Source organism: Collimonas sp. GW821-FHT07E08 (genome assembly GCF_059418905.1).
In genome coordinates, this window is sequence record NZ_JBWKQR010000009.1 from 72,430 (window position 1) to 96,360 (window position 23,931).

Here is a 23,931-nt window from a genome sequence, read left to right on the forward strand (position 1 = left end):
CGCACCAAGCCGCGTCAGGCCGGCTTCATGCCTGCCACAGCGGCGCTTCGTCCATCAGCGCGATCTGCTCGCGCAGCTCCAGCACCCGGTCCTGCCAGTAGCGCTGGGTATTGAACCAGGGGAAGGCCACGGCGAAAGCCGGGTCGTCCCAGCGCCGCGCTATCCAGGCCGCGTAATGGATCAGGCGCAAGGTGCGCAGCGCTTCGATCAGGTACAGCTCGCGCGTATCGAAATCGCAGAAATCCTCGTAGCCGGCCAGCAAGCTGCCCATCTGCTGCACCATGTCGCGCCGTTCGCCCGACAGCAGCATCCACAGATCCTGCACCGCCGGCCCCATGCGGCTGTCGTCGAAATCGACGAAATGCGGCCCGGCGTCGGTCCACAGCACATTGCTGCCGTGGCAATCGCCATGCAGGCGCAAGGCGCCGACGCTGCCGGCGCGCTCGAAACAGCGGCGCACGCCTTCCAGGGCCTGGCTCACGGTGCTGCGATAGGCTTCCAGCAGATCCTCCGGCACAAAACCGTTGGCCAGCAGGAAAGCGCTGGGTTCTTCGCCAAAACTGACAATATCCAGCGTCGGCCGGTGCTGGTAGCTGCTGAGTGCGCCGACTGCATGGATGCGGCCGAGGAAACGTCCCAGCCATTCCAGCGTGGCGCTGTCCTCCAGTTCCGGCGCGCGGCCGCCGTGGCGTGGAAACACTGCAAAGCGGAAACCGTCGAACTGATGCAGGGTGCGGCCGTCCACATCGGCCCAGGCGGCGACCACCGGGATTTCCCGCTCCACCAGCTCTTGCACGAAACCATGTTCTTCCAGGATGGCTGCGTCGCTCCAGCGCTGCGGCCGGTAGAACTTGGCCACCAGCGGCGGCCCTTGTTCCATGCCGATCTGGTACACGCGGTTTTCATAGCTGTTGAGCGCCAGCAGGCGGCCGTCGCCGTGCAGGCCGATGCTGTCGAGCGCGTCCAGCACGGTATCGGGGGTCAGGGTAGAGAATGAGACGGGGCTTGGGATAGTCATGTCGGCTATTGTAAGCGCCAGCGGCCCGCTCATCGCATCGATTACACTAATACTCTTGCATCGTTCACCATTGCCGGGAGCAGCTTGTGCCAGCCATCGCCCTCAACCATTACAACCTGCGCGCGCCGCGTGCGCTGCTATTGCAGCTGAAGGAATTCTATTGCGAGGTGATCGGCCTGGAAGCGGGTGCGCGGCCGCCCTTCGACAGTTTCGGATTCTGGCTGTACGCCGGCGACCAGGCCGTGCTGCACCTGAGCGAAGCGCGCGCCGGCGATATCAGGCATACCGATACCGCCACCACCTTCGATCACGTTGCCTTCAGTTGCGTCGATCCGGAAGAAATGGAAGCATGCCTGCAGGCGCATGCGCTGCCCTACCAGGTGGCGTTTGTGCCGTCTGCGCAGCAAAAACAGATTTTCTTGCGCGATCCGGCCGGGAACGGGGTGGAACTGAATTTCGTGCATATAAGCTAAATCGCAAATCGCGCTTGCGGTGCGTTTCTACAGGCAACGTCGTTTTACGATATCGCTTCCTTGCCAGACAGCCCACGTCCCATGCATGCGTTATCGTCAATTATCGCCAGATTGCTGAGCACCGCGCTGCTTTGCTTCTTTCTCGGCCGGCCATCCATTGCAACAGCGGCGACACCTCCCGCAGCGCCGCCGCTGATGCTGGCCAATATTTACCATCCCGGGATAACCCTGGCCGACTATTGGGTCAGCGAAAAACTCGACGGCGTGCGCGGCTACTGGGACGGCGAGAAATTGCTGACGCGCGGCGGCCAGCGGATCAACGCCCCGCCCTGGTTCACCGCCAACTGGCCGAAAACCGCGCTGGACGGCGAACTGTGGGCCGGCCGCCGGCAGTTCAGCCGCGCGGTTTCCACCGTGCGCCGCGAGACGCCAAACGACGCCGCCTGGCGCCGCATGCGCTTCATGGTGTTCGACCTGCCGGCCCACCCCGGCACCTTCGACCAGCGCCTGCCAGCCTTGCAAAACACGCTCGCCAAACTCGCCGTGCCTTGGCTGCAGCCGGTGGAACAATTCAAGCTGGGCGACCACGCGGCCCTGCAGCGCTTGCTGCAGCAGACCGTCAAGCAAGGCGGCGAAGGCTTGATGCTGCACCTGGGCGCTTCGCTTTACCGCACACAACGCAGCGACGACCTGCTCAAGGTCAAAACCCATGAGGATGCCGAAGCTACAGTCATCGGCCATCTGCCGGGCAAGGGAAAATACCAGGGCATGCTGGGCGCCCTGCTGGTGGAAACGCCGGACGGACGGCGCTTCAAGCTCGGCAGCGGCTTAAGCGACCTGCAGCGGCGCCGGCCGCCGGCCCTGGGCAGTGTCGTGACTTACCGCTTCCGCGGCTTGAATGACAGCCGCATCCCGCGCTTCGCCAGTTTCATGCGGGTCTATGAGCCGTAGTTGCGGCGCTATGCCGCATCGAGATACAGGGCCATGCGTTCTTCGTCATGAAACTTCCCGTCTATGCACAAGGCGCGGCGGTCGATGCCGCAAGAGACGAATCCCAGCTTGGCGTATACCGCCCTGGCGCGGGGATTGATTGTGTTGACTTTCAGGTCCAGCTGGACCAGTTCCGGGATATTCCTTGCGTGGGCGATCAACGCCTCGAACATGCGTTGCGCCACGCCGCCGAAGCGCGCCGTTGGCGTGACATAGACGCCAACAACGATGGCCCGGTGACAAATTTTGGAGCGGGGATCGCGCACCAGGCCAACGGTGCCGACCAGCGTGCCGTCTTGAAACGCCCCATAAGTCACCTGGAAAGGACTCGCAGTCAGACGCGCCGCCATCTGTTCGTCGGGCACGGCGCTTTCTTCTTCATAGGTGGGCACGAATGAAGACGGTGAGTCGAGGATGGATTCCAGCCTCAGCTGGCGATAGGATGCAAGGTCTGCTGGGGTTAATGCTCTGATTTTCATATAAGATGGCCTGATCTGGATAGACTTGTCACAGGATAAATGATTGTGCGCAGGCAAGCAGCTCGAATATTTTCCAGCCCATGGCCATTTCAATCGTAAAATCCGTATCCCCATTTCCATCGTAAATTTAAGCGGCCATTTCCATGAATCTCGACGAACCCCTCTCAGACAAAGAATTTGACGAACTGGACGACTTCCTGTTGTCCGATCGCTGCGCTGAAGACAGCATGACCATGGATACCCTGCACGGCTACCTGACGGCGCTGGTGATCGGCCCGGAGCAGGTGCTGCTGGGCGAGTGGCTGCCGCACGTGTGGGGACCGTCGCTGAAAGACGCGCCGAAATTCAAGTCCGACAAGGAATATGAAAAGATCGTCGGCCTGATCGCGCGCTACATGAATGAAATCGCGGTCACGCTGGAAGTCGCGCCAAAAGAATACGAACCGCTGTTTTGCGAACAGGAATACGAAGGCAAGTCGCTGCTTGACGGCGAAGCCTGGACCTGGGGTTTCTGGGAAGGCATCAACCTGCGCGCCAAAGCCTGGGAGCCGATCTGGCACTCCAACCTGGCGCAGGTGGTGCGGCCGATCTACCTGCTGGGCGCGGAAGAGCTGGAAGAGGAAGAAATGGCGTTGCGCGATGATCCGGTGCAGCGCCACAAGCTGGCTGTGGAAGTGGAAGCCGCGATTCCGGAAATCTACCGTTACTGGCTGCCGCACCGCAAGTCCGCGGTCAAGACCATCCAGCGCGAGGCGCCGAAGGTCGGCCGCAATGACGAGTGCCCTTGCGGCAGCGGCAAGAAATTCAAGAAATGCTGCGGGATCGATGCAAAGGAAGATTGAGCCAAGAAGGACCAGGCAAGACAGCGGGTGGACAGGATAACCACCCGCCGCACTGCTATTCCTTGATGAAATGCTCGCGGTAATAGCGCAGTTCTTCGATCGATTCGATGATGTCCGCCAACGCGGTATGCTTTTGATGCTTCTTGAAACCGCTGGCCAGTTCCGGCTTCCAGCGGCGGCACAGTTCCTTCAAGGTCGACACGTCCAGGTTGCGGTAATGGAAAAACGCTTCCAGCTTGGGCATGCCGCGCGCCATGAAGCGGCGGTCCTGGCAGATGGTGTTGCCGCACATGGGCGACTTGCCGTTCGGCACGTATTTCTTCAGGAACTCGATCAGGGCCAGTTCAGCCTCGCTTTCGGTCACGGTCGAGTTTTTGACTTTCTCGATCAGGCCCGAACGGCCGTGGGTGCCCTTGTTCCAGGCATCCATGCCGTCCATGATCTCGTCCGGCTGGTGGATCGCAAACACCGGGCCTTCGGCCAGGATATTCAGTTGCGGGTCTGTCACCACCACCGCCACTTCAATGATGCGGTCGCTGTCCGGGTTGAGGCCGGTCATTTCCATGTCGACCCAGATCAGGTTGAATTCGTTTGGCCGCACCGGCGCTGCCGGGGCTGCGGTAGTGGCGGCGATGGTAGTGGATACGTCGGCGGCTTGTGACATAATTGTTCTCTTAGTTATTTAAGCAGTATTGCGGCATTTTTGATGTAGAACTTGCCGTAAGACGCCTTCAGGAACCGTAGCGAGCGGGCCAAGGTCTGGCAGAGAAGCGGAGCTGTACTTTAGTACAGTGAGCATCGCAGACCAGAGATTGAGCCGCGCAGCAGGTTCCTGTAGGCGCGATTGGAAGCTATTTTCTCACATAGGGACTACATGTCTTCATTTGCATTTTCAGTTTTGTTTGTGGTTTTCCTGGCGATCACCCTGGTGGTGCGCTTTTGGCTGAGTTCGCGCCAGATCCGCCATGTTTTGGCCCATCGCAGCGCGGTGCCGGCCGAATTCGCCGAAAAGATCCCCCTGGCGGCCCACCAGCGCGCCGCCGACTACACCGTCGCCAAGACCAAATTCGGCCTGTTTTCGATGCTGGTGAGCGCCGCCGTGCTGATCGGCTTCACCCTGCTCGGCGGTTTGCAATGGCTTTCCGGCGCCATGTTCAGCTGGGCCGGCCCGGGCATGCTCTACCAATTGAGCCTGCTGGTGGCGTTTGCCCTGATTTCCGGCCTGATCGACCTGCCCCTCGATTATTACAAGCAATTCGTGCTCGAAGCCCGTTTCGGTTTTAACAAGATGACGGTCAAGCTGTTCTTCACCGACATGCTGAAAAACACCCTGATAGGCGCTGCCATCGGCCTGCCGCTGATCTGGGTGGTATTGCAGCTGATGGCGAAAGCGGGCGGTCTCTGGTGGTTCTACGCGTGGCTGGTGTTCAGCGCTTTCCAGCTGCTGATGCTGGTGCTCTACCCGACCGTGATTGCGCCGCTGTTCAACAAGTTCACGCCGCTCAACGACGACAGCCTGCGCGACCGCATCGAGGGCCTGATGAAACGGGTCGGCTTCGCTTCCAAGGGCCTGTTCGTGATGGACGGCTCCAAGCGCAGCGCCCATGGCAATGCCTATTTTTCGGGCTTCGGCGCCGGCAAGCGCATCGTTTTTTTCGACACCCTGCTGGCGCGCCTGGCGCCGCATGAGATCGAAGCGGTGCTGGCGCACGAGCTGGGCCACTTCAAGCTGAAACATATCGTCAAGCGCATCGTCGTCATGTTTGCGCTTTCGCTGGCCTTCCTGGCTTTGCTCGGCTACCTGAAGCAGCAGCTCTGGTTCTATACCGGCCTCGGCGTCAATCCGCTGCTGCTGCCCGACCTCAGCAATAACGACGCGATGGCGCTGATCCTGTTCATGCTGGCGCTGCCGATCTTTACCTTCCTGCTGTCGCCGCTGTCGTCGATCAGTTCGCGCAAGCATGAATTCGAGGCCGATGCCTTCGCCGCCCAGCACACCGACGCCAACGACCTGGTGACCGCGCTGGTCAAGCTGTATGAAGACAACGCCTCGACCCTGACGCCGGACCCGCTGCACTCGGCGTTCTACGACTCGCACCCGCCGGCCTCGGTGCGTATCAACAAGCTAGCCAGCAAGTTATCGGCCGCCCATGGCTGAGCACAACAAGCAGAACGGCAAACAGCACAGCAGCCAGGCCGGCAGCGGCCTGGTGATCGCCGCCCACGGCCGGCATTACCTGGTGCAAGGGACGATTGAGGGGAAATCGCTGAAATTGCAATGCGTCACGCGCGGCAAGAAAAGCGATGTCGCCGTCGGCGACCGCGTGCAGTTGAAACTGACCTCGCCCAACCAGGGCGTGATCGAAGCCATCGATGAGCGCCGCAGCCTGCTATACCGTTCGGACCAGTACAAATCCAAGCTGCTGGCCGCCAACGTCACCCAGCTGTTCATCGTGGTGGCGACCGAGCCGGGTTTTGCCGACGACCTGATTTCACGCGCGCTGGTGGCAGCCGAAGCGGCCGGCGTCACCGCCCACATCGTGCTGAACAAGACCGATATCGTCGATGCGCTCGAAAAAACCCGGCAACGCCTGCAGCTGTATGCCGGCCTCGGCTATCAGGTGCATGAGGTGTCGGCGCGCGCCTTCCCGGAACAGACCTGCGCCACGCTGGCGCCCCTGCTGGCAGGCCAGTCGACGATCCTGATCGGCCAGTCCGGCATGGGCAAGTCGTCGCTGATCAACCTGATCGTGCCGGACGCCGACATCGCCGTGCGCGAAATTTCCGCCGCCCTCGATACCGGCAAGCACACCACCACTTTCACCCGCCTGTACGAAATGGATGCGGCCGACGCCAGCCTGGACGGCCATCCCGCCAACATCATCGATTCGCCCGGTTTCCAGGAATTCGGCCTGTACCAGCTGAGCGAAGGCATGCTGGAACGCGCCTTCGTCGAATTCTCGCCCTACCTCGGCAAATGCAAGTTTTACAATTGCCACCACCTGACTGAACCGAGCTGCGCCGTGCTGGAAGCTGTCAAGGAAAACAAGATCGCGGCCATGCGCCATCAGCTGTACGTGCAATTGCTGCATGAATCGTCGCAAAAGCTGTATTGATTGCCAAAAACACCATCTTTTGACAGGTATCTTTTCTACTGAAATCCCTTATAATTGAAGCACTTATTTCATTTCTAAGCCAATCTCAGGCAGCAGGGAAAACGGCAGCGCGGCAGTTGAGCAGTTGTTTTAAAAATGGAATTCCAACTATCGGCGGCAGTCGCCACAGCGGCCGCCGTTTTCATTTATGGCAATCAAACACTACCTGCAGTTTTCTGATTTTTCGCTGGACGAATACGAGTACGTGATTGAACGTAGCCGTCTCATCAAACGCAAATTCAAGAATTACGAACCGCACTACACGCTGCTCGACCGCACGCTGGTGATGGTGTTCGAGAAAAACTCGACCCGCACCCGCCTCTCGTTCGAAGCCGGCATGCACCAGCTGGGCGGCGCCGCCATCTACCTCAACACGCGCGACAGCCAGCTCGGCCGCGGCGAACCGGTGGAAGATGCGGCGCAGGTAATGTCGCGCATGTGCGACGTGATCATGATCCGTACCTTCGGCCAGGACATCATCGAGCGTTTCGCCACCCACTCGCGGGTGCCGGTGATCAACGGCCTGACCAATGAGCAGCATCCTTGCCAGGTATTGGCCGACGTCTTCACCTACATCGAGCACCGCGGCTCCATCGCCGGCAAGAAAGTGGCCTGGATCGGCGACGCCAACAACATGCTGTATTCCTGGCTGCAGGCAGCGCAGGTATTCGGTTTCCACGTCAACGTCTCGACCCCCAAGGGCTATGACATCGACCCCAGCCAGGTAGCCCCCGACAACCAGCGCTACACCTTCTTCGCCAATCCATCCGACGCTTGCGAAGGGGCCGACCTGGTGACCACCGATGTCTGGACCAGCATGGGCTACGAAGATGAAAACGCAGCGCGCCTGAAAGCCTTCGACGGCTGGATCGTCGACCAGGCCAAGATGCAGCGCGCCCAGCCGGACGCCTTGTTCATGCACTGCCTGCCGGCGCACCGCGGCGAAGAAGTTTCGGCGGAAGTGATCGACGGCCCGCAATCGGTGGTCTGGGATGAAGCCGAGAACCGCCTGCATGTGCAAAAGGCGTTGCTGGAATACCTGGTGCTCGGAAAAGTCGATTAACTGTACAAAACAGTACAACCCCAGTTACAACAACCCACATAGAAATATCATGTCCAATATCCTGCAATCCGTTCCAGTCAACGAAAAAGTCGGCATCGCCTTTTCAGGCGGCCTCGATACCAGCGCCGCGCTGCACTGGATGCGCCAGAAAGGCGCCATTCCCTACGCCTATACCGCCAACCTGGGCCAGCCCGACGAGCCGGACTACGACGCCATCCCCAAGAAAGCCAAGGCCTACGGCGCTGAACTGGCGCGCCTGGTCGATTGCCGCGAACAGCTGGTGGCCGAAGGCATTGCTGCGTTGCAGAGCGGCGCCTTCCACATCTCCACCGCAGGCGTCACCTACTTCAACACCACTCCGCTCGGACGCGCTGTCACCGGCACCATGCTGGTGGCCGCCATGCGCGAAGACAAGGTCGACATCTGGGGCGACGGCAGCACCTTCAAGGGCAACGACATCGAGCGTTTCTACCGCTACGGCCTGCTGGTCAATCCCAACCTGCGGATCTACAAGCCTTGGCTGGATGACCAGTTCATCCAGGAGCTGGGCGGCCGCAAGGAAATGTCGGAATTCATGATCGCGTCTGGCTTCGATTACAAGATGTCGGTGGAAAAAGCCTATTCGACCGATTCCAACATGCTCGGCGCCACCCATGAAGCGAAAGACCTCGAATACCTGAACAGCGGCATGAAGATCGTCGAACCGATCATGGGCGTCGCTTTCTGGCGCGACGATGTCGAAGTCAAGCGCGAGGAAGTCACCGTGCGCTTTGAAGAAGGCCGTCCGGTTGCCCTCAATGGCATCGTGTTTGCCAACCAGGTCGAGCTGATGATGGAAGCCAACCGGATCGGTGGACGCCACGGCCTCGGCATGAGCGACCAGATCGAAAACCGCATCATCGAAGCCAAGAGCCGCGGCATCTACGAAGCACCGGGCCTGGCCCTGCTGTTCATCGCCTACGAGCGCCTGGTCACCGGCATCCATAACGAAGACACCATCGAGCAATACCGCGAAAGCGGCCGCCGCCTGGGCCGCCTGCTGTACCAGGGCCGCTGGTTCGACTCGCAGGCAATCATGCTGCGCGAGTCGGCGCAACGCTGGGTGGCGCGCGCCATCACCGGCGAGGTTACGATCGAACTGCGCCGCGGCAACGATTATTCGATCCTCAACACCGAGTCGGCCAACCTGACCTACCATCCGGACCGCCTGACCATGGAAAAGGGCGCGGGCGCCTTCACGCCGCAGGACCGTATCGGCCAGCTCACCATGCGCAACCTCGACATCAGCGATACGCGCCAGAAGCTGGCGATCTACCAGAGCACCGGCCTGCTGGCATCCAGCAACGCCGTATCGCTGCCGCTGCTCGACAAAGACGCAGAGTAAATCCACGCCAGCGGCAAATAAGCCGCGGGCACAGGCGTGACACAGAACCGGCTTTGCGCCGGTTCTTTTTTGTCAAAGATCCTCCAAGCAACACCCCGGCAGGCATGGCCACAGGAAAAATGCCGCTTGAGTCAAATGCAGGCGCAATTGCGCAATGGGTTTATCCTAGGGCCAATTACCACGGTACAGACAATCAACCCAGATAAAAGGCATGAACATTCTTTCACTTGATTCACTGGCCGCTTATTGGTCCGGCCCAGAGGTCGGAGCTAACATCCTCATGTTTCTCAATTTGCTGGGAGCCTTGGTCCTGGGGGCGCTGGTCGGTTACGAACGCGCCTATCATGGCCGCGCCGCCGGCATGCGCACTTACGGCCTGGTATGCATGGCTTCGACCGCCCTGACGGTGTTCGCCGGATATCCGGCGCTCTGGTATGGCGGCCACTCCGGCTTGCCGATCAATCCGGATCCAACCCGGGTAGTGCAAGGAATCGTCACCGGCATCGGTTTTCTCGGCGCTGGCGTCATCATGAAAGAAGGCTTGAATATCAGGGGGCTCACTACGGCGGCGTCGATCTGGGCAGCCTCGGCGATCGGCGTCCTGGTGGGCGTCGGTTTTTACATGGCGGCGATATCGCTCACGCTGCTGTCGGCCATCTGCATGGTGTGGATAGCCAAGCTTGAATACTGGCTGCCGTCGCGCGCCGGCGTAGCCATCCTGGTCGAGTTCGAAAAAGGTTTTGTCCCGCACGAAGAAGCGCTGCGCAAGGTGGCTTTGGAGCATGGCTACGAGATTGCCAAGGATTCGTTGTCCATCAGCTCGCACGACAGGCATGCAAAATGGCATTTCATCGCCTTCGCCATCGACAGCAAAAAAGGCTCGTCGGTCTCGGAACTGGCGCGCATGATGAATTCTTACGAAGGGGTGGAGAATTTTGATTTGACCCACTGCCGCAACTGAGCTGCGGTTCCAGATCACGATGAATGTCGCCGCATCGCTGCATCCAGATACAGCGAATATCATGCAAAAGCGGGTTGGCTGCAGTTGACGTCGAGGACATGGGCCCGACGCCGGCGCGCGCTTATTTGATCAGCGTCACCGGCACATGAACCAGATGAATCACTTTGTTCATGATCGAACCGAGGATCAGGTTGCCCAAAGCTCCCCTGCCGTGGGTGCCCATGACAATGCAGTCGCACTTCTGCTCCTGGACATAGTCAACGATGCTCTTCGCAATCGGACCGATGCGGGTGCTGGCGATGTAAGGGACCTCGGCCTGTTCCAGAATCCGCTTGACGGGATTCAATACTTCATCGGCCGCCGCCGTTTCAATTGCCTTGATTTTTTCGAGAGACAGGTAAGCCTGGATTTTCCCGTCAAGATGTTCTTGCACGTTCAGCAAATGAATCTGTGCGGCAGTGTCCCCCTTGACCATCGAGCTCGCATATTTCACAGCCCTTAAGGCATAGTCTGAGCCGTCAACCGGAATCAATATTTTTTGCATTTTTGCACCTCGTCCACCAAAATCCCGGCGGCATGACCACATCCGCAATCGTGGATATCTTGTTAGGAAGATTAGCAGTTTGGATGTAAAGATTGTGTAAATAGTCGGATTGATTGCGTAGACGGAACGTAAAATATGATCTGCATCAAAAACCCCGTACACATAAAGCCAGCATCGACCTGTTCAAGCTGCCAGTTCTAATAAGCGCCATTAAAACAATGGGTTATAAAAACCAACCATGAGAAAGCATCCTTAAGTCATGAGCACTCAATTCGACAATGTATCCGTACTAAAGCAAGCCAGCGTCTACTTTGACGGCAAATGCGTTTCCCACACGGTGGTTTTCGCCGACGGCAGCAAGAAGACGCTGGGCGTGATCCTGCCGTCGTCGCTGACTTTCAGCACCGGCGCCGCCGAAATCATGGACATCACCAGCGGCAGCTGCCGCGTGCGCCAGAAAGACCAGCAAGCCTGGACCACATACAGCGACGGCCAGAGCTTCGATATCCCGGCCAATTCGAGTTTTGACATCGAGACGCTGGAAACGGTGAACTACGTCTGCCATTACGCCTGATACGCCAAGGCAAAAAAAACCCGCGATGCGGTTGCATTGCGGGTTAAATCCATTACCTTAGGGAGTGTTGGATATGAGGCATAACAGAGTTTAATTCCGTTATGTGACCCAATAATGACACATTAAGATACAAAGCGCTTGCGCCTCATACAAAAATCGGTTCCGGCTCCAGCGCCACCCCAAACTTCCCCATCACATCGGCTTGCACCGCCTGCGCCAGGCGCACCACGTCCTGCCCGCTGGCGCCGCCGCGGTTGACCAGCACCAGCGCCTGTTTTTCATAGACGCCGGCTGCGCCAAGCGTCCTTCCCTTCCAGCCGCACTGGTCGATCAGCCAGCCTGCAGCCAGCTTGTAACTGCCGTCCGGCTGTTGATAATTCACTAATTGCGGATGCTGCGCCAGCAAGCCCGCGCGTTGCGCCGCCGTGACAATAGGATTCTTGAAAAAACTGCCGGCATTGCCGATTACCGCGGGATCCGGCAGCTTGCGGGTGCGGATGGCGATCACCGCATCGCTGATGTCGCGTGCGCTCGGCTGCGCCAGTTTGCGTGCATCCAGCTCTTGCGCCACATCGGCGTAACGCAGGTCAGGCTGCCAGCGCTTGGGCAAGGCGAAGGTAACGTCCGTCACTATGGCCCGGCCGCGCAGGCCGTGCTTGAACACGCTGTCGCGATAGGCAAAAGCGCAAGCGTCCCGGTCCAGCGCCAGGATTTCGCCGCTTTCCATATCGATGGCGGTCAAGGCATGGAAGCGCTCTTGCAGCTCGACGCCGTAGGCGCCGATGTTCTGGATCGGCGCGGCGCCGACGCTGCCGGGAATCAGCGACAGGTTCTCCAGTCCGGCCAAACCCTGCTCCAGCGTCCACAGCACCAGCTCATGCCAGTTCTCGCCGGCGGCGGCGCGGACATAGACAGCATCGTCATCCTCGCCGGCAATTTCCCGGCCGCGATTACACATATGCAACACCAGCCCCGGGAAATCCTGGGTCAGCACCAGGTTGCTGCCGCCGCCCAGCACCAGCCGCGGCAAATCCGATGCAACGGCGTCGGACCTGAGCGCCCGCAGGGTTTCCAGTGAAGTGACCGGCAGGTAGGCATGCGCCTTGGCGTCGATACCGAAGGTATTGTGCCGGCGCAGCGAAAAATCGAATTGGAGCGGAAGCTGGAAGATAGTCATAGCAACGGGATTATAAAGTAAGTAACCACCGCCAGCGGGCGGCCAGGCGCCCGGAGCCGGGCAGGCCAGCAAGAAAATAGCGCGGCCGGACCGACACCTCGGGTTTCTTGTCCGCTAAAATGCGCATAGCTCGACGGCCGCGCCAGCCACCGGTTCCGCGGCCGGCTTTGTTTGAACATATAGAAGGAATATCACCATGCCATCATTTGATACCGTATCGGAAGCCAACCTGGTTGAAGTAAAAAACGCCAACGACCAGGCCAACAAGGAAATCTCGACTCGCTTCGACTTCAAGGGCAGCGACGCCCGCATCGAATTGAAAGAGCGCGACCTGACCGCCTATGCCGACTCGGAATTCCAGCTGAGCCAGGTGCGCGACGTACTGACCGCAAAACTGGTCAAGCGCAATGTCGACACCCGCTTCCTCGACATCGGCAAGATCGAAAAGATCGGCGGCGACAAGGTCAAGCAAGTCATCAAGATCAAGAACGGCATCGAATCCGAAGCGGCCAAGAAGATCGTGCGCATCGTCAAGGACAGCAAGATGAAAGTCCAGGCCAGCATCCAGGGCGACGCCGTACGCATCACCGGCGCCAAGCGCGACGACTTGCAGGCGGCGATGGCGATGCTGCGCAAGGAAGTGGCCGACCTGCCGCTGGAATTCAATAATTTCCGCGACTAAATTCCATAGTTAAATTGTATCGAGGCAACATATAAGGTTATTATCCTTCTGCTGTTGCCCGCTGATCATGAAATCGGCAATACGGCGCCATCTCAACCTCTTGCCACGAAAGTCGGATACTCATGCGCCCGCTTGCCTTGATCTCCAGCCTGTTTTTGTTTGCCTCCATCACCGCCCAAGCTTCCGATATCGGCGTAGTCGGCCTGTTTCCGGGCAAGGCGGTGCTGGTGATCGACGGCTCCGGGCCGAAGACGTTCTCAGTCGGCAGCAAGGTCACCGACGACGTCAAGCTGGTGGAAGCCAACGGTTCGACCGCAACGCTGGAGGTGAAAGGCAAGCGCCAGGTGATCGGCATCGGCGAATATGTCAGCCGCAGCGCGCCGGGCGCCGCTTCCAGCGTCACCTTGAAAGTCAATCCGCAAGGGCACTTCGTGGCGCAGGCCCAGATCAACGGCGCGACGATGACCATGCTGGTCGATACCGGCGCCACCATGATCGCCCTGCCCGCTTCGGATGCAATGCGGCTTGGCGTCGATTACAAGAAGGGTCGCATGATCATGGTCAACACCGCCAACGGCGCGGCGCCGGCATACATGGTCAAGCTGAACACCGTGAAGATCGGCGATATTGAAATGAACCAGGTCGACGCCCTGGTGCAGGAAGCCGGGCTGCCGTTCGCGCTGCTCGGCATGTCGTTCCTGAACCGCACCGAGATGCGGCGCGAAGGCGAAATGATGGTGCTGACCAAGCGCTTCTGACAGCGCGCGGCCTTGCAGACGGGCAGGCGGATAAGCCATCCGCCCTGCTCCGCTTACTGGTTCAAGCCGGGTTGCTGTTCAGCAAACGGCGTTGTTTTACCGCCGCCGCCAAACCTTCCAGCACCGCCACGCTTTCTTCCCAATTGATGCAGCCGTCGGTCACCGACTGGCCATACACCAGTTCCTTGCCCGGCACCAGGTCCTGGCGGCCGGCGATCAGGTGCGACTCCACCATGACGCCGACGATGCGGTCGTCGCCCGCAGCAACCTGGCGGCCGATGTCGGCGCACACCGGGATCTGGTTTTCCGGCTTCTTCGAGCTGTTGGCGTGCGAAGCATCGATCATCAGGCGCGATGCCAGGCCGCTGTTGGCGATATCCTTGCACGCCGCCTCGACGCTGGCAGCGTCGTAATTCGGCGCCTTGCCGCCGCGCAGGATGATATGGCAGTCTTCATTGCCGTTGGTCGATACGATCGCCGAATGTCCGCCCTTGGTCACCGACAGGAAATGATGCGGCTGCGACGCGGCCTTGATGGCGTCCACTGCAATCTTGATGTTGCCGTCGGTGCCGTTCTTGAAACCGACCGGGCACGACAAGCCGGAAGCCAGTTCGCGGTGTACCTGCGATTCGGTGGTACGGGCGCCGATCGCACCCCAGCTGATCAGGTCGGCAATGTACTGCGGGCTGATCACGTCCAGGAATTCGGTGCCGGCCGGCAGGCCCAGTTCGTTGATGTTCAGCAGCAGCTCGCGCGCCATGCGCAAGCCGTCGTTGATGCGGAAGCTGTTGTCCATGTACGGATCGTTGATCAGGCCCTTCCAGCCCACGGTAGTGCGCGGCTTCTCGAAGTACACGCGCATGACGATTTCCAGCTCGCCCTTGAAGCGCTCGCGCTCGCCGACCAGGCGGCCGGCATATTCCATCGCCGCCTTGGTATCGTGGATCGAGCACGGGCCGATCACCACCATCAGGCGGTCATCCTGGCCATGCAAGATGCGATGCAAGGCAATGCGCGAATTGGCGGCCGTGTCGGCCACCTTTTCGGAACAGCCGAATTCGCGGATCAAATGGGATGGCGGAACCAATTCTTTCATTTCTCGTATGCGCAGATCGTCGGTGCGTAGCATGTTTTTCTCCTGGCTCAAAAGTGACTGGGTATAAAAAAACCGCCATCGCTGGCGGTTTTTTAGAAATTTCGGTTTGCTCTTTACTTACGAACGCTTACCGCTTTTCACCGCCGTGGGGCTGGAATAGCTAAAGTAAAAAAAGAAATAAGCGCGTGCGAAAGACATGTTTTTCAGTAAAGGATCATTAAAATCAAGGCCAATAGTGCAGGATTTCCAGAAATTTGGCAAGGCCAGGATTACCACAGCCGGCCTCGGACCAAAACTGCAGCTACCCGAGCCAACCTGGTTTCGCCGGTCAATGCATGGCAACCGCATGCCCCGCGCCCACGATGGGCGCAATCCCGTCCCGCCGATCCAGCCGTCCCGCCAGTGAAGTCAGGCCCAACGCACCCAGCACCACGATAGCGCCGATCCAAGGCGTAGCCATCAGACCAAGATGACTGACGATCAGGCCGCCGCCCCAGGCGCCCAGCGCAATGCCGACATTGAATGCGGCAATGTTCAGGCCGGAAGCCACATCCACCGCGCGCGGCGCATGGCGTTCCGCCTGCTGCACCACATACACCTGCAAGCCCGGCACGTTGCCGAAGGCAAAAGCGCCCCAAGCCAGCACGGTCAGCACAGCCAGCCAAGGATTGGCCGCGGTAAAGGTCAGCACGAACAGGACCAGCGCCAGCAAGGCAAACACGATCTGCAATGCGCGTATCGGTCCCTTCCTGTCAGCCAGCTTGCCGCCCCAGATATTGCCGAACGCCACCGAAACGCCGTACACCAGCATCACCAGGCTCACGGTGGAAGCCGAAAAGCCGGAGATTTCCTGCAGGATCGGCGCCAGGTAAGTAAAGGCGATAAAAGAACCGCCGTAACCCAAGGCCGTGATTGCATACACCAGCAACAGCCGCGGTTTCTTCAGGACGGCAGCCTGGGTCAGCAACGATGCCGGCTTGCTGCTGGCGATATTGTCAGGCACAAGGATCCAGCTGCCGACAAATGCGATCACTCCCAGCAGCGACACCGCCAGGAAAGTCGACTGCCAGCCGAAAGTCTGGCCGATGAACGTACCGAGCGGCACGCCGGTGACCAAGGCTACTGTCAGCCCGGTAAACATGAGGGCAATGGCGCTGGCTGCCTTTTCTTTCGGCACCAGGCTGGTGGCAATGGTCGATCCGATCGAGAAGAATACGCCGTGCGCCAGCCCCGTCAGCACACGCGCCGCCATCAGCGCTTCATACCCCGGCGCCATCCATGCCACCAGGTTGCCGACAGTGAACAAGGCCATCAGGCCCAGCAGCAGATGCTTGCGCGGCACGCGGCCGGTCAAGGCGGTCAGCACCGGCGCGCCAATCGCGACACCCAATGCATAAAGGCTGACCAGCAGGCCCGCCGAAGGAACGGAAACGCCGAGGCTGGCGGCAATAGTTGGAATCAGGCCAACGATAACGAATTCTGTAGTACCGATGGCAAAAGCGCTGAGCGTCAGCGCCCAAAGTGCGAGTGGCATGATGTTTTTCCTGTTTGAAGTTTGACGCCATGCAGTTTGACGGCCGGCGCAACAAAGAAAAACCACCGCGGCCACAATACATATGTGACTGAAAATCAAATATATCCGAAATTTGATGTGAATTCCGCACAAAAATCCCCCAACACCAAGGCATGCAGCCTGCATCCAAATAAATAGGGTCAGAGTTGAATTGTTGACCGGTCAACAATTCAACTCTGACCCTATTTAACATTACTGAATTCGACCGCAAGAGCCGGAGTGCGGCGGTTCGGTTGCCTGTCTAGACTGGGAACCGTCAACCACTTTGGAGTAAATCATGGACGCACTGCACGGCGCTGCCACAACAGCGCTCTATTTGAGGCAACCTAATACCGTCGTGGAAGAGCAGATCCACTACGCTATCGGCGACGGCTCGCTGGGGAAATTCCTGGCGGCCCAGAGCTCGCACGGTATCTGCGCCATCATGTTCGGCGACAACGAACAAGTCCTGGCCAGCGAACTGGCGCGCAGCTTTCCCAGGGCAAAGCGTGTCTTGAGCTACTACGCGTTACGAGAATTGATCACGGAAATCAATACCGCGATAGCCTGGCCGGAATACCGGCTGAGCCAGCCGCTGGACATCGGCGGCACCAGTTTCCAGCAGCAGGTGTGGCAGGCGCTGCTGGAAATTCCCACGGGCGCCACCGCCAGCTACCAGGACATCGCCAATCGCCTCGGCAAGCCCGATGCCGTGCGCGCGGTGGCAGGCGCTTGCGGCGCTAACCTGCTGGCGCTGGCCATCCCTTGCCACAGGGTCATCAGGCAAGACGGCGACATCTCAGGCTATCGCTGGGGCGTGCAACGCAAACAGGCGCTGCTGCAGCGCGAGGCGCGGGCATGAACGCCGTCGCACGCCGCGCCGTGCCGGATGGCGGCGCCATCGCCGGCCGGCTCAACTGCATCGATTGGGAAAACGTTTACCAGGACCTGGACAACTACGGCAGCGCCTTGCTGCCGCGCCTGGTGACGCCAGAAGAATGCGCGGCGCTGATCGCACTCTATCCGCGCGACGATATCTTCCGCAGCCGGGTGCTGATGGAACGCCACGGCTTCGGACGCGGCGAGTACAAATATTTCAGCTATCCCTTGCCCGGCCTGGTCGGCGCCATGCGCACCAGCCTCTATCCATTGCTGGCGCCGCTGGCCAACCGCTGGCACGAAACCATGGATATCGACGTCCGCTTCCCGCAACGGCATGCCGATTTCATCGCTCGCTGCCACGCGGCAGGACAATTGCGTCCGACGCCGCTTATGCTGCAGTATGGCGCCGGCGACTACAACTGCCTGCATCAAGACCTGTACGGCGAACATGTGTTTCCCCTGCAGGCGGCGATCCTGCTATCCGAACCGGGCCGCGATTTCAGCGGCGGCGAATTCGTGATGACCGAGCAAAGGCCGCGCATGCAATCGCGTCCCGAAGTCATTCCCCTGGCCCAGGGCGACGCTGTCGTGTTTGCCGTCCACAATCGCCCGGTCCAAGGCCGGCGCGGCGCATATAGGGTAAATTTACGGCATGGCGTCAGCCGCATCCGCTCCGGGTCGCGGCACACGCTGGGCGTGATTTTCCATGACGCCTTATGAAGAACATCACATGACTTTAGATTTGTTCGACACCGAAGAATTGGCCGATAACCGCCAGCAGCAACTGGCGCAAGATGCGGTCGTATTGCGCGCTTTCGCCACGCCATACGTGGCGCAATTGCTGCCGCAGCTGGAGGCCATCCAGCAAGCATCGCCGTTCCGCCACCTGGTGACGCCGGGCGGCTTCCGCATGTCGGTAGCCATGACTTGCTGCGGCGCTGTCGGCTGGACCAGCGACCGCCGCGGCTATCGCTACAGCGCTATCGATCCCGACAACGGCCGCCGCTGGCCTGCCATGCCCGACGTTTTCCTGCAGCTGGCGCAAGCCGCAGCGGCACAGGCCGGATTCGACGGCTTCCTGCCGGACGCCTGCCTGATCAACCGCTACCAGCCTGGAACCAGGCTGTCGCTGCATCAGGACAAGGATGAACAGGACTACGACGCCCCCATCGTTTCCGTCTCGCTGGGCATCCCCGCGATGTTCCTGTTCGGCGGCCATGAGCGCGGCGACAAGGCAGCCCGCGTGCCGCTGTTCCATGGCGATGTCGTGGTCTGGGGCGGCGTCGACCGGCTGCGCTACCACGGCGTGCTGCCGCTGAAGGAAGCCCGGCATCCCCTGCTCGGCGGGCAACGGATCAACCTCACTTTTCGCAAGGCCGCTTAAATGCCAGTTTCAACCATGATCGTTGCGGATACACCCGAGAATGCCTACTCTGAAGCTGAACAATTTCTCTCAGCGCTGGACGCCGACTGGGAGCGCCACATAGCCCATGTCGGTCCTTGCCGCCACGCCGCCAAACCGGCGCGCGATCCCTATCAAGCCCTGGTGCGGGCGATTGCTTACCAGCAGCTGCATGCGCGCGCCGGCGACGCCATCCTTGGCCGCATGCTGGCGCTATATGCCGGCACGCCTTTTCCAAGCGCACGGCAATTGCTGGATACGCCGGTCGATGTCTTGCGCGGCTGCGGCTTCTCGGCCGGCAAGATCGCCACTATCCACGGCATTGCCCAGGCTGCGCTGGATGGCGTCGTGCCCCTGCGCGCCGACGCTGCGGCGATGAGCGACGCCGCCCTCATCGAACGGCTGACCAGCCTGCGCGGCGTCGGCCGCTGGACGGTCGAGATGTTCCTGATCTATACGCTGGAGCGCATGGATATCCTGCCGGCCGACGACTTCGGCGTGCGCGAAGGCTACCGCCGCCTGAAGAACCTGCCGCAGGCGCCGACCAGGAAACAGATCGGCGACATCGGCCTGGCCTGGAGTCCTTACCGCACCGTGGCCGCCTGGTATTTGTGGCGTTTCCCGAAAAATCCGGCGGCTGATGATATGGTCTGAATTTGACAGCAAGACTCGGAGTGCCAGGCACGTGACGCATGGCTAAAGTACAGTGACAACATCCGACTGGAAACCGATATGCGACCGCTGACACAATACCAACACACCGCCAGGCAGGCTGCCGAACGCGATCCGCGCTGGGCCGCGGTGCTGGCGCGCGATCCGGCAGCAGACACGCAGTTTGTGTATGCCGTCAAGACCACCGGCGTGTATTGCCGCCCGAGCAGCCCGACACGCCTGCCGCGCCCCGAAAACGTCGAGTTTTTCGATACGCCCGAAGCGGCCGAAGCAGCCGGCTACCGGCCCAGCAAACGCGGCGCCGACCAGACCTCGGTGGCGGCCCATCACGCCGAACTGGTAGCGGCCGCCTGCCGCCGCATCGAGAGCGCGGAGGAACTGCCGAGCCTGGAAAAGCTGGCCGCCGACGCCGGCCTCAGCCTGTTCCATTTCCATCGCGTGTTCAAGGCCGTCACCGGCTTGACGCCCAAGGCTTACGCCAACGCCCACCGGGCAAAAAAAGTGCGCGACCATCTCAGCCGCAGCCATTCCGTCACCGAGGCGATCTACGACGCCGGCTTCAATTCCAACAGCCGTTTTTATGAAGCCTCCGGCAAAGTGCTCGGCATGACGCCGACCGACTACCGCGCCGGCGGCGCCAACACCGATATCCGTTTTGCGATCGGCGAATGTTCGCTGGGGGCGATCCTGGTGGCGCAAAGCGAACGCGGCGTCTGCGCCATCTTCCTGGGTGACGACCCGAACGCGCTGGCGCATGACTTGCAGGATAAATTCCCGCGCGCCCACCTGATCGGCGCCGACCATGACTTCGAGCAGCTGGTGGCGCAAGTGGTGGGTTTCATCGAAGCGCCGGCCCTCGGCCTGGACCTGCCGCTGGACGTGCGCGGCACCGCTTTCCAGCAACGCGTATGGCAGGCCCTGCGCGACATCCCGGCCGGCAGCACCACCAGCTACGCCGAGATCGCCGCCCGCATCGGCTCGCCCAAGGCGGTACGCGCCGTCGCGCAAGCTTGCGCCGCCAACAGCCTGGCAGTGGCGATTCCCTGCCATCGCGTGATCCGCAGCGACGGCAGCGCCTCCGGCTATCGCTGGGGAGTGGAACGCAAGCATGCGCTGCTGGAGCGTGAACAAAACCCGGCCTGATTCACACTGGCAACCGCGCCGGCAAACCGGCTATCAGACCGGGCGCAGCTGCTCGGCCAGCGAGCGCGTTTTATCGCTGACGACGTCGCCGGTATGCAGCGTCGTTTTGCGTTCGATCAGCATCAGGTGGCACTCTTCCTCCGCTACGGGGTTATGCCGCACACCTTTGGGCACGACAAACATCTCCCCTTCGCCCAGTTCAACCGTGCGGTCTTCCATTTCGATGCGCAGGCGGCCTTTCAGGACCAGGAACAGTTCGTCTTCCTGGTCGTGGCTGTGCCAGGCCAGGGAGCCTTTTACCTTGGCGACCTTGACGTAAGAATCGTCAACCTCGGCGACTACGCGCGGCGACCAATGTTCTGTCAATGATGCGGCTATTTGCTGCGGCGAGCTGACGTCTGACATGATTTTTCCAGTTGATGAAGGTTGAGCACCGCCCGTCCATTACGGGCCTTTCAGTTTATTCGCCAGGTAGCTGCGCACTTGCTGTTCCTGCTCCGCCGACATGTCGCCCAGGATGCCATGCCGGTGCGGCGGAATGTGCGCGGTCAAGTCGTGGCCGGAGTCGAACACATAATGGTTGAAGATGCTGGCCCAGGCCTGGCGGTAAGCCGGGGCGCGTTTTTTCAGGTTGACCAGCGCCAGCATCAGGCTGTCGGAGCCGGAATGGATGGAGTCGGCAGTGCCGACCGCACCGCCCCACCAGTAGTTGACCAGGATATTGCACGCCTGCAGCGATTCGACATGATGCCACCACAGCGGCGGTATGTAGAGCGCATCGCCCGGCTCCAGCTCAGCCGCCCGGGCTGCCTTCAGGGCATCCCTGAACTTGGGATACTTGTCGAAGTCCGGCTCGTTCAGCGCCACCATGCTGATCGGCGCGCCGGTGGGTGCGAAATCCAAAGGGCCGATGTAAAGATTGCCGATCTGCTCCGGCGGGAACAAGGTAAACCGGCGCCTGCCGCTGACCACGCAGGCGATGTTATGGGCATCGTCAAAATGCGCGGGCGTGGTGACGGCGTTGCCTATCCATATCCTGGGGATGACCTCGGGGCCAAGCACCGACAATGAATTATCGTCCAGGAAACCCGGCAGGCAATTGGCGATCAGTGCGCTCTGCGCCGCAACCGCGGGCGGGTTGGCAAACTGCCGGTAACGCAGCAATTGCTCGACGATGGCGGAGACCGGAAGCCGGTTGCGCAGGTAGTTGAAACCGTTCATGGCTTCATCGTAGAAGATGCGGCCCTTGGCTTGCGGCGGCGTCATGATGGCATCGACGTCGCTGCCGCTATCCAGTTCCGTCAGGTAGCCGCAAATCGCTTCGGTGGAGGTCTTGGCCAGCTGCACCGCCGGCCAGTGTTTGACATAGCCGCGCAAGACCACCGGCTGGTATCGGGTGGCGATCTCTTCCTTGAAGATGCGGTCGTCTACATCGTATCGTTCCGCAATCGCTTGCACGCTCTGGCTCATTCAGCTTCCTGGTTAAAGACGGCGATCAATTTGCCTGAGGAGGATAACCTGATTTGAACTGACGAGCCAGAATACAAAGCAGCTTTACAATACCCAAATAGGGTATTACCATTCCATTTATGGGTATCAATTCAATCGGACTGGCAGACGCGCTTTTTTCCAAGGCACAGCAGCGAGTGCTGGGGCTGCTGTTCGTCAATGCAGAGCGCAGCTTTTATACAAACGAGATTGTACGGTTTGTCGATTCAGGAATCGGCGTCGTGCAACGCGAACTGGAAAAGCTGGCCACATCAGGATTGGTGACGACCAAAAGAATCGGTAACCAGAAACATTACCAGGCAAATCGCGAGGCGCCGATTTTCGAGGAACTGCGCGGCATCATGCTCAAGACAGTCGGCCTGGCGGACATTTTACGTGCCGCACTATTGCCGCTGTCCGATAAAATTCGCACAGCTTTTATTTATGGCTCTATTGCCAAAGGCAGCGACACGGCAAAAAGCGACATCGATATATTCGTCGTCAGCGACAATGTAGCTTACGCAGATTTATACACCTTGCTAAGCGACAGCGAAGCGAAGCTTGGGCGGCCGGTGAATCCCTCGATTTATTCAATGCAGGAACTGGAACGTAAGCTAATGGAGAAAAATGCTTTCGTGCTGCGTCTATTGGAGCAGCCCAAAATTTTTCTGCTAGGCTCTGCGGATGTCCTCCCAGAATCTTGAAAACCTGTTCAAGACCGGCAACCTGAAATCGGAACCGGCGAACCAGGGCGAATTCAACGGATTGCTGCGCTCAGCGAAAGCCAGGCTGGCCGATTCCGCCAATACCAGCCTTGCCGTCGAGAGTCGTTTCGACCTGGCGTATAACGCGTCGCACGCACTGGCGCTGGCGGCCCTGCGCTGGCATGGCTACCGCTCGGATAATCGTTATATTGTTTTTCAATGCCTGGAACACACTCTGCGGATAAAGCCGGAAATCTGGCGCGTGCTAGCGTTATGCCATCAGCGCCGCAATGTGGCCGAGTATGAAGGTCATCTTGAGGTGGGCGATCAATTACTTGCCGAACTGATTGCCGCCGCAGGTCTGTTGCAAAGGAAAGTCGAAGCATTGGCGCCAGTCAAGCCAATACCCCCATGACCTATCACTGTGCGGCCGGCGCAATCATGTGGATGTGTGAAATGCCGTCTTCGTCGTACAGCTCGCCGACCGGCTGGAAGCCAAAACTGCCATAAAAACGCTGCAAGTGCGCTTGCGCGCCGATCTTGACCTCATGCCCCGGGAACAGCCTGGCGGTTTGCGCCATTGCTTGCCGCATCAGTTCGTAGCCGGCGCTCTTGCCGCGCAGCTCGGGGGCGGTCACTACCCGCCCGATCGACGGCAAGTGGAACGCCTTCCCCGGCGGCACGATGCGCGCGTAGGCGCCCAGTTCACCGTTCGGCAGGTAACCCAGGCCATGCCAGGAATACAGGTCGACGCCGTCGGCATCCTGGAATACGCAGGCCTGCTCGAGCACGAACACGCGCTGGCGCAATTGCATGGCAGCATACAATTGCACGGTGCTCAACTCCTGGAACGGCAGCCAGCGCCATTCCATCATGGTTGCTTGCGCCATCG

At 59.9% G+C, this 23,931-nt stretch carries 27 protein-coding genes and 1 pseudogene; 18 read left to right on the forward strand and 10 right to left on the reverse strand.

Annotated elements, in window-relative coordinates:
• Nucleotides 1-25 precede the first annotated feature (25 nt).
• Nucleotides 26-1,018, reverse strand: a complete 993-nt coding sequence (locus tag AC07RZ_RS13175; RefSeq protein ID WP_494668232.1) for a serine/threonine protein kinase — start codon at nt 1,016-1,018, stop codon at nt 26-28.
• Between the two features lie 86 nt (nt 1,019-1,104).
• On the opposite strand from AC07RZ_RS13175, the gene AC07RZ_RS13180 reads away from it, so the two are divergent.
• Both AC07RZ_RS13180 and AC07RZ_RS13185 read left to right on the forward strand, forming a co-directional pair.
• On the forward strand, nt 1,105-1,491 hold the full coding sequence (locus AC07RZ_RS13180; protein ID WP_144739144.1) for a VOC family protein: 387 nt from the start codon (nt 1,105-1,107) through the stop codon (nt 1,489-1,491).
• Between the two features lie 81 nt (nt 1,492-1,572).
• On the forward strand, nt 1,573-2,442 hold the full coding sequence (locus AC07RZ_RS13185; protein ID WP_494668233.1) for a DNA ligase: 870 nt from the start codon (nt 1,573-1,575) through the stop codon (nt 2,440-2,442).
• Between the two features lie 8 nt (nt 2,443-2,450).
• On the opposite strand, the gene AC07RZ_RS13190 is transcribed toward AC07RZ_RS13185, so the two are convergent.
• Entirely contained in the window at nt 2,451-2,960 is a 510-nt protein-coding gene (locus tag AC07RZ_RS13190) for a GNAT family N-acetyltransferase (RefSeq protein ID WP_494668234.1), read from the reverse strand.
• 143 nt (nt 2,961-3,103) lie between these two features.
• Between AC07RZ_RS13190 and AC07RZ_RS13195 the strand changes: the two genes are divergently transcribed.
• Nucleotides 3,104-3,802: a UPF0149 family protein gene (locus AC07RZ_RS13195; RefSeq protein WP_494668235.1), complete on the forward strand. Its 699-nt coding sequence runs from the start codon at nt 3,104-3,106 to the stop codon at nt 3,800-3,802.
• A gap of 55 nt (nt 3,803-3,857) precedes the next feature.
• On the opposite strand, the gene orn is transcribed toward AC07RZ_RS13195, so the two are convergent.
• Entirely contained in the window at nt 3,858-4,466 is a 609-nt protein-coding gene (orn, locus tag AC07RZ_RS13200) for an oligoribonuclease (RefSeq protein WP_092401144.1), read from the reverse strand.
• 210 nt (nt 4,467-4,676) lie between these two features.
• On the opposite strand from orn, the gene AC07RZ_RS13205 reads away from it, so the two are divergent.
• The 5 genes from AC07RZ_RS13205 to AC07RZ_RS13225 all read left to right on the forward strand — a co-directional run bounded on the left by AC07RZ_RS13205 (nt 4,677) and on the right by AC07RZ_RS13225 (nt 10,365).
• Complete coding sequence (locus tag AC07RZ_RS13205) at nt 4,677-5,960, forward strand: M48 family metallopeptidase (RefSeq protein ID WP_494668236.1); 1,284 nt, start codon at nt 4,677-4,679, stop codon at nt 5,958-5,960.
• Nucleotides 5,953-6,918, forward strand: a complete 966-nt coding sequence (rsgA, locus tag AC07RZ_RS13210; protein WP_494668237.1) for a ribosome small subunit-dependent GTPase A — start codon at nt 5,953-5,955, stop codon at nt 6,916-6,918. The genes AC07RZ_RS13205 and rsgA overlap by 8 nt, the downstream gene beginning before the upstream one ends.
• 187 nt (nt 6,919-7,105) lie before the next feature.
• Nucleotides 7,106-8,020: an ornithine carbamoyltransferase gene (gene argF, locus AC07RZ_RS13215; RefSeq protein ID WP_144739148.1), complete on the forward strand. Its 915-nt coding sequence runs from the start codon at nt 7,106-7,108 to the stop codon at nt 8,018-8,020.
• Between the two features lie 49 nt (nt 8,021-8,069).
• A complete protein-coding gene (gene argG / locus AC07RZ_RS13220; RefSeq protein WP_144739149.1) occupies nt 8,070-9,404 on the forward strand; it encodes an argininosuccinate synthase in 1,335 nt (444 codons plus the stop codon).
• Between the two features lie 280 nt (nt 9,405-9,684).
• Entirely contained in the window at nt 9,685-10,365 is a 681-nt protein-coding gene (locus tag AC07RZ_RS13225; protein ID WP_494668238.1) for an MgtC/SapB family protein, read from the forward strand.
• Between the two features lie 121 nt (nt 10,366-10,486).
• On the opposite strand, the gene AC07RZ_RS13230 is transcribed toward AC07RZ_RS13225, so the two are convergent.
• Complete coding sequence (locus AC07RZ_RS13230; protein ID WP_186450557.1) at nt 10,487-10,909, reverse strand: universal stress protein; 423 nt, start codon at nt 10,907-10,909, stop codon at nt 10,487-10,489.
• Between the two features lie 259 nt (nt 10,910-11,168).
• Between AC07RZ_RS13230 and ppnP the strand changes: the two genes are divergently transcribed.
• Complete coding sequence (gene ppnP, locus AC07RZ_RS13235) at nt 11,169-11,483, forward strand: pyrimidine/purine nucleoside phosphorylase (RefSeq protein WP_092401123.1); 315 nt, start codon at nt 11,169-11,171, stop codon at nt 11,481-11,483.
• Between the two features lie 145 nt (nt 11,484-11,628).
• Here ppnP and murB read toward each other — a convergent pair whose 3' ends face one another.
• On the reverse strand, nt 11,629-12,660 hold the full coding sequence (gene murB, locus AC07RZ_RS13240; protein WP_494668239.1) for a UDP-N-acetylmuramate dehydrogenase: 1,032 nt from the start codon (nt 12,658-12,660) through the stop codon (nt 11,629-11,631).
• Between the two features lie 196 nt (nt 12,661-12,856).
• Here murB and AC07RZ_RS13245 point away from each other — a divergent pair, with 196 nt between their 5' ends.
• Together AC07RZ_RS13245 and AC07RZ_RS13250 are read left to right on the forward strand one after the other, a co-directional pair.
• Nucleotides 12,857-13,342 carry a YajQ family cyclic di-GMP-binding protein gene (locus AC07RZ_RS13245; protein ID WP_014007212.1) on the forward strand — a complete coding sequence of 162 codons (486 nt, stop codon included), beginning with the start codon at nt 12,857-12,859 and terminating at the stop codon, nt 13,340-13,342.
• A gap of 122 nt (nt 13,343-13,464) precedes the next feature.
• Nucleotides 13,465-14,100 (forward strand): retropepsin-like aspartic protease family protein, encoded by a 636-nt coding sequence (locus AC07RZ_RS13250; RefSeq protein WP_494668240.1) that lies wholly within the window; start codon nt 13,465-13,467, stop codon nt 14,098-14,100.
• Nucleotides 14,101-14,161: 61 nt separating this feature from the next.
• Here AC07RZ_RS13250 and aroG read toward each other — a convergent pair whose 3' ends face one another.
• Together aroG and AC07RZ_RS13260 are read right to left on the reverse strand one after the other, a co-directional pair.
• On the reverse strand, nt 14,162-15,229 hold the full coding sequence (gene aroG, locus AC07RZ_RS13255; protein ID WP_494668241.1) for a 3-deoxy-7-phosphoheptulonate synthase AroG: 1,068 nt from the start codon (nt 15,227-15,229) through the stop codon (nt 14,162-14,164).
• Between the two features lie 295 nt (nt 15,230-15,524).
• Nucleotides 15,525-16,730, reverse strand: coding sequence for an MFS transporter (locus tag AC07RZ_RS13260; protein ID WP_494668242.1), 1,206 nt, complete (start codon nt 16,728-16,730; stop codon nt 15,525-15,527).
• A gap of 601 nt (nt 16,731-17,331) precedes the next feature.
• Here AC07RZ_RS13260 and AC07RZ_RS13265 point away from each other — a divergent pair.
• The 5 genes and pseudogenes from AC07RZ_RS13265 to ada all read left to right on the forward strand — a co-directional run.
• Nucleotides 17,332-17,610, forward strand: a pseudogene (locus AC07RZ_RS13265) (methylated-DNA--[protein]-cysteine S-methyltransferase); the annotation flags it as partial.
• Nucleotides 17,607-18,350 carry a 2OG-Fe(II) oxygenase gene (locus AC07RZ_RS13270; RefSeq protein WP_494668243.1) on the forward strand — a complete coding sequence of 248 codons (744 nt, stop codon included), beginning with the start codon at nt 17,607-17,609 and terminating at the stop codon, nt 18,348-18,350. The pseudogene AC07RZ_RS13265 and the gene AC07RZ_RS13270, both read left to right, overlap by 4 nt.
• Before the next feature lie 10 nt (nt 18,351-18,360).
• Nucleotides 18,361-19,014 carry a DNA oxidative demethylase AlkB gene (gene alkB / locus AC07RZ_RS13275; protein ID WP_494668244.1) on the forward strand — a complete coding sequence of 218 codons (654 nt, stop codon included), beginning with the start codon at nt 18,361-18,363 and terminating at the stop codon, nt 19,012-19,014.
• A complete protein-coding gene (locus AC07RZ_RS13280) occupies nt 19,015-19,686 on the forward strand; it encodes a DNA-3-methyladenine glycosylase family protein (protein ID WP_494668245.1) in 672 nt (223 codons plus the stop codon).
• Nucleotides 19,687-19,764: 78 nt separating this feature from the next.
• Entirely contained in the window at nt 19,765-20,847 is a 1,083-nt protein-coding gene (gene ada / locus AC07RZ_RS13285) for a bifunctional DNA-binding transcriptional regulator/O6-methylguanine-DNA methyltransferase Ada (protein ID WP_494668246.1), read from the forward strand.
• A gap of 33 nt (nt 20,848-20,880) precedes the next feature.
• Here the strand turns inward: ada and AC07RZ_RS13290 are convergent, their stop codons facing one another.
• Nucleotides 20,881-21,252 carry a cupin domain-containing protein gene (locus AC07RZ_RS13290; protein WP_342831304.1) on the reverse strand — a complete coding sequence of 124 codons (372 nt, stop codon included), beginning with the start codon at nt 21,250-21,252 and terminating at the stop codon, nt 20,881-20,883.
• Between the two features lie 39 nt (nt 21,253-21,291).
• Nucleotides 21,292-22,317 (reverse strand): cupin-like domain-containing protein, encoded by a 1,026-nt coding sequence (locus tag AC07RZ_RS13295; RefSeq protein ID WP_494668247.1) that lies wholly within the window; start codon nt 22,315-22,317, stop codon nt 21,292-21,294.
• A gap of 119 nt (nt 22,318-22,436) precedes the next feature.
• On the opposite strand from AC07RZ_RS13295, the gene AC07RZ_RS13300 reads away from it, so the two are divergent.
• Complete coding sequence (locus AC07RZ_RS13300) at nt 22,437-23,039, forward strand: nucleotidyltransferase domain-containing protein (RefSeq protein WP_144739161.1); 603 nt, start codon at nt 22,437-22,439, stop codon at nt 23,037-23,039.
• On the forward strand, nt 23,020-23,454 hold the full coding sequence (locus AC07RZ_RS13305) for a hypothetical protein (protein ID WP_494668248.1): 435 nt from the start codon (nt 23,020-23,022) through the stop codon (nt 23,452-23,454). The genes AC07RZ_RS13300 and AC07RZ_RS13305 overlap by 20 nt, the downstream gene beginning before the upstream one ends.
• A 4-nt stretch (nt 23,455-23,458) precedes the next feature.
• Here the strand turns inward: AC07RZ_RS13305 and AC07RZ_RS13310 are convergent, their stop codons facing one another.
• Nucleotides 23,459-23,929: a GNAT family N-acetyltransferase gene (locus tag AC07RZ_RS13310; RefSeq protein WP_494668249.1), complete on the reverse strand. Its 471-nt coding sequence runs from the start codon at nt 23,927-23,929 to the stop codon at nt 23,459-23,461.
• Nucleotides 23,930-23,931 lie beyond the last annotated feature (2 nt).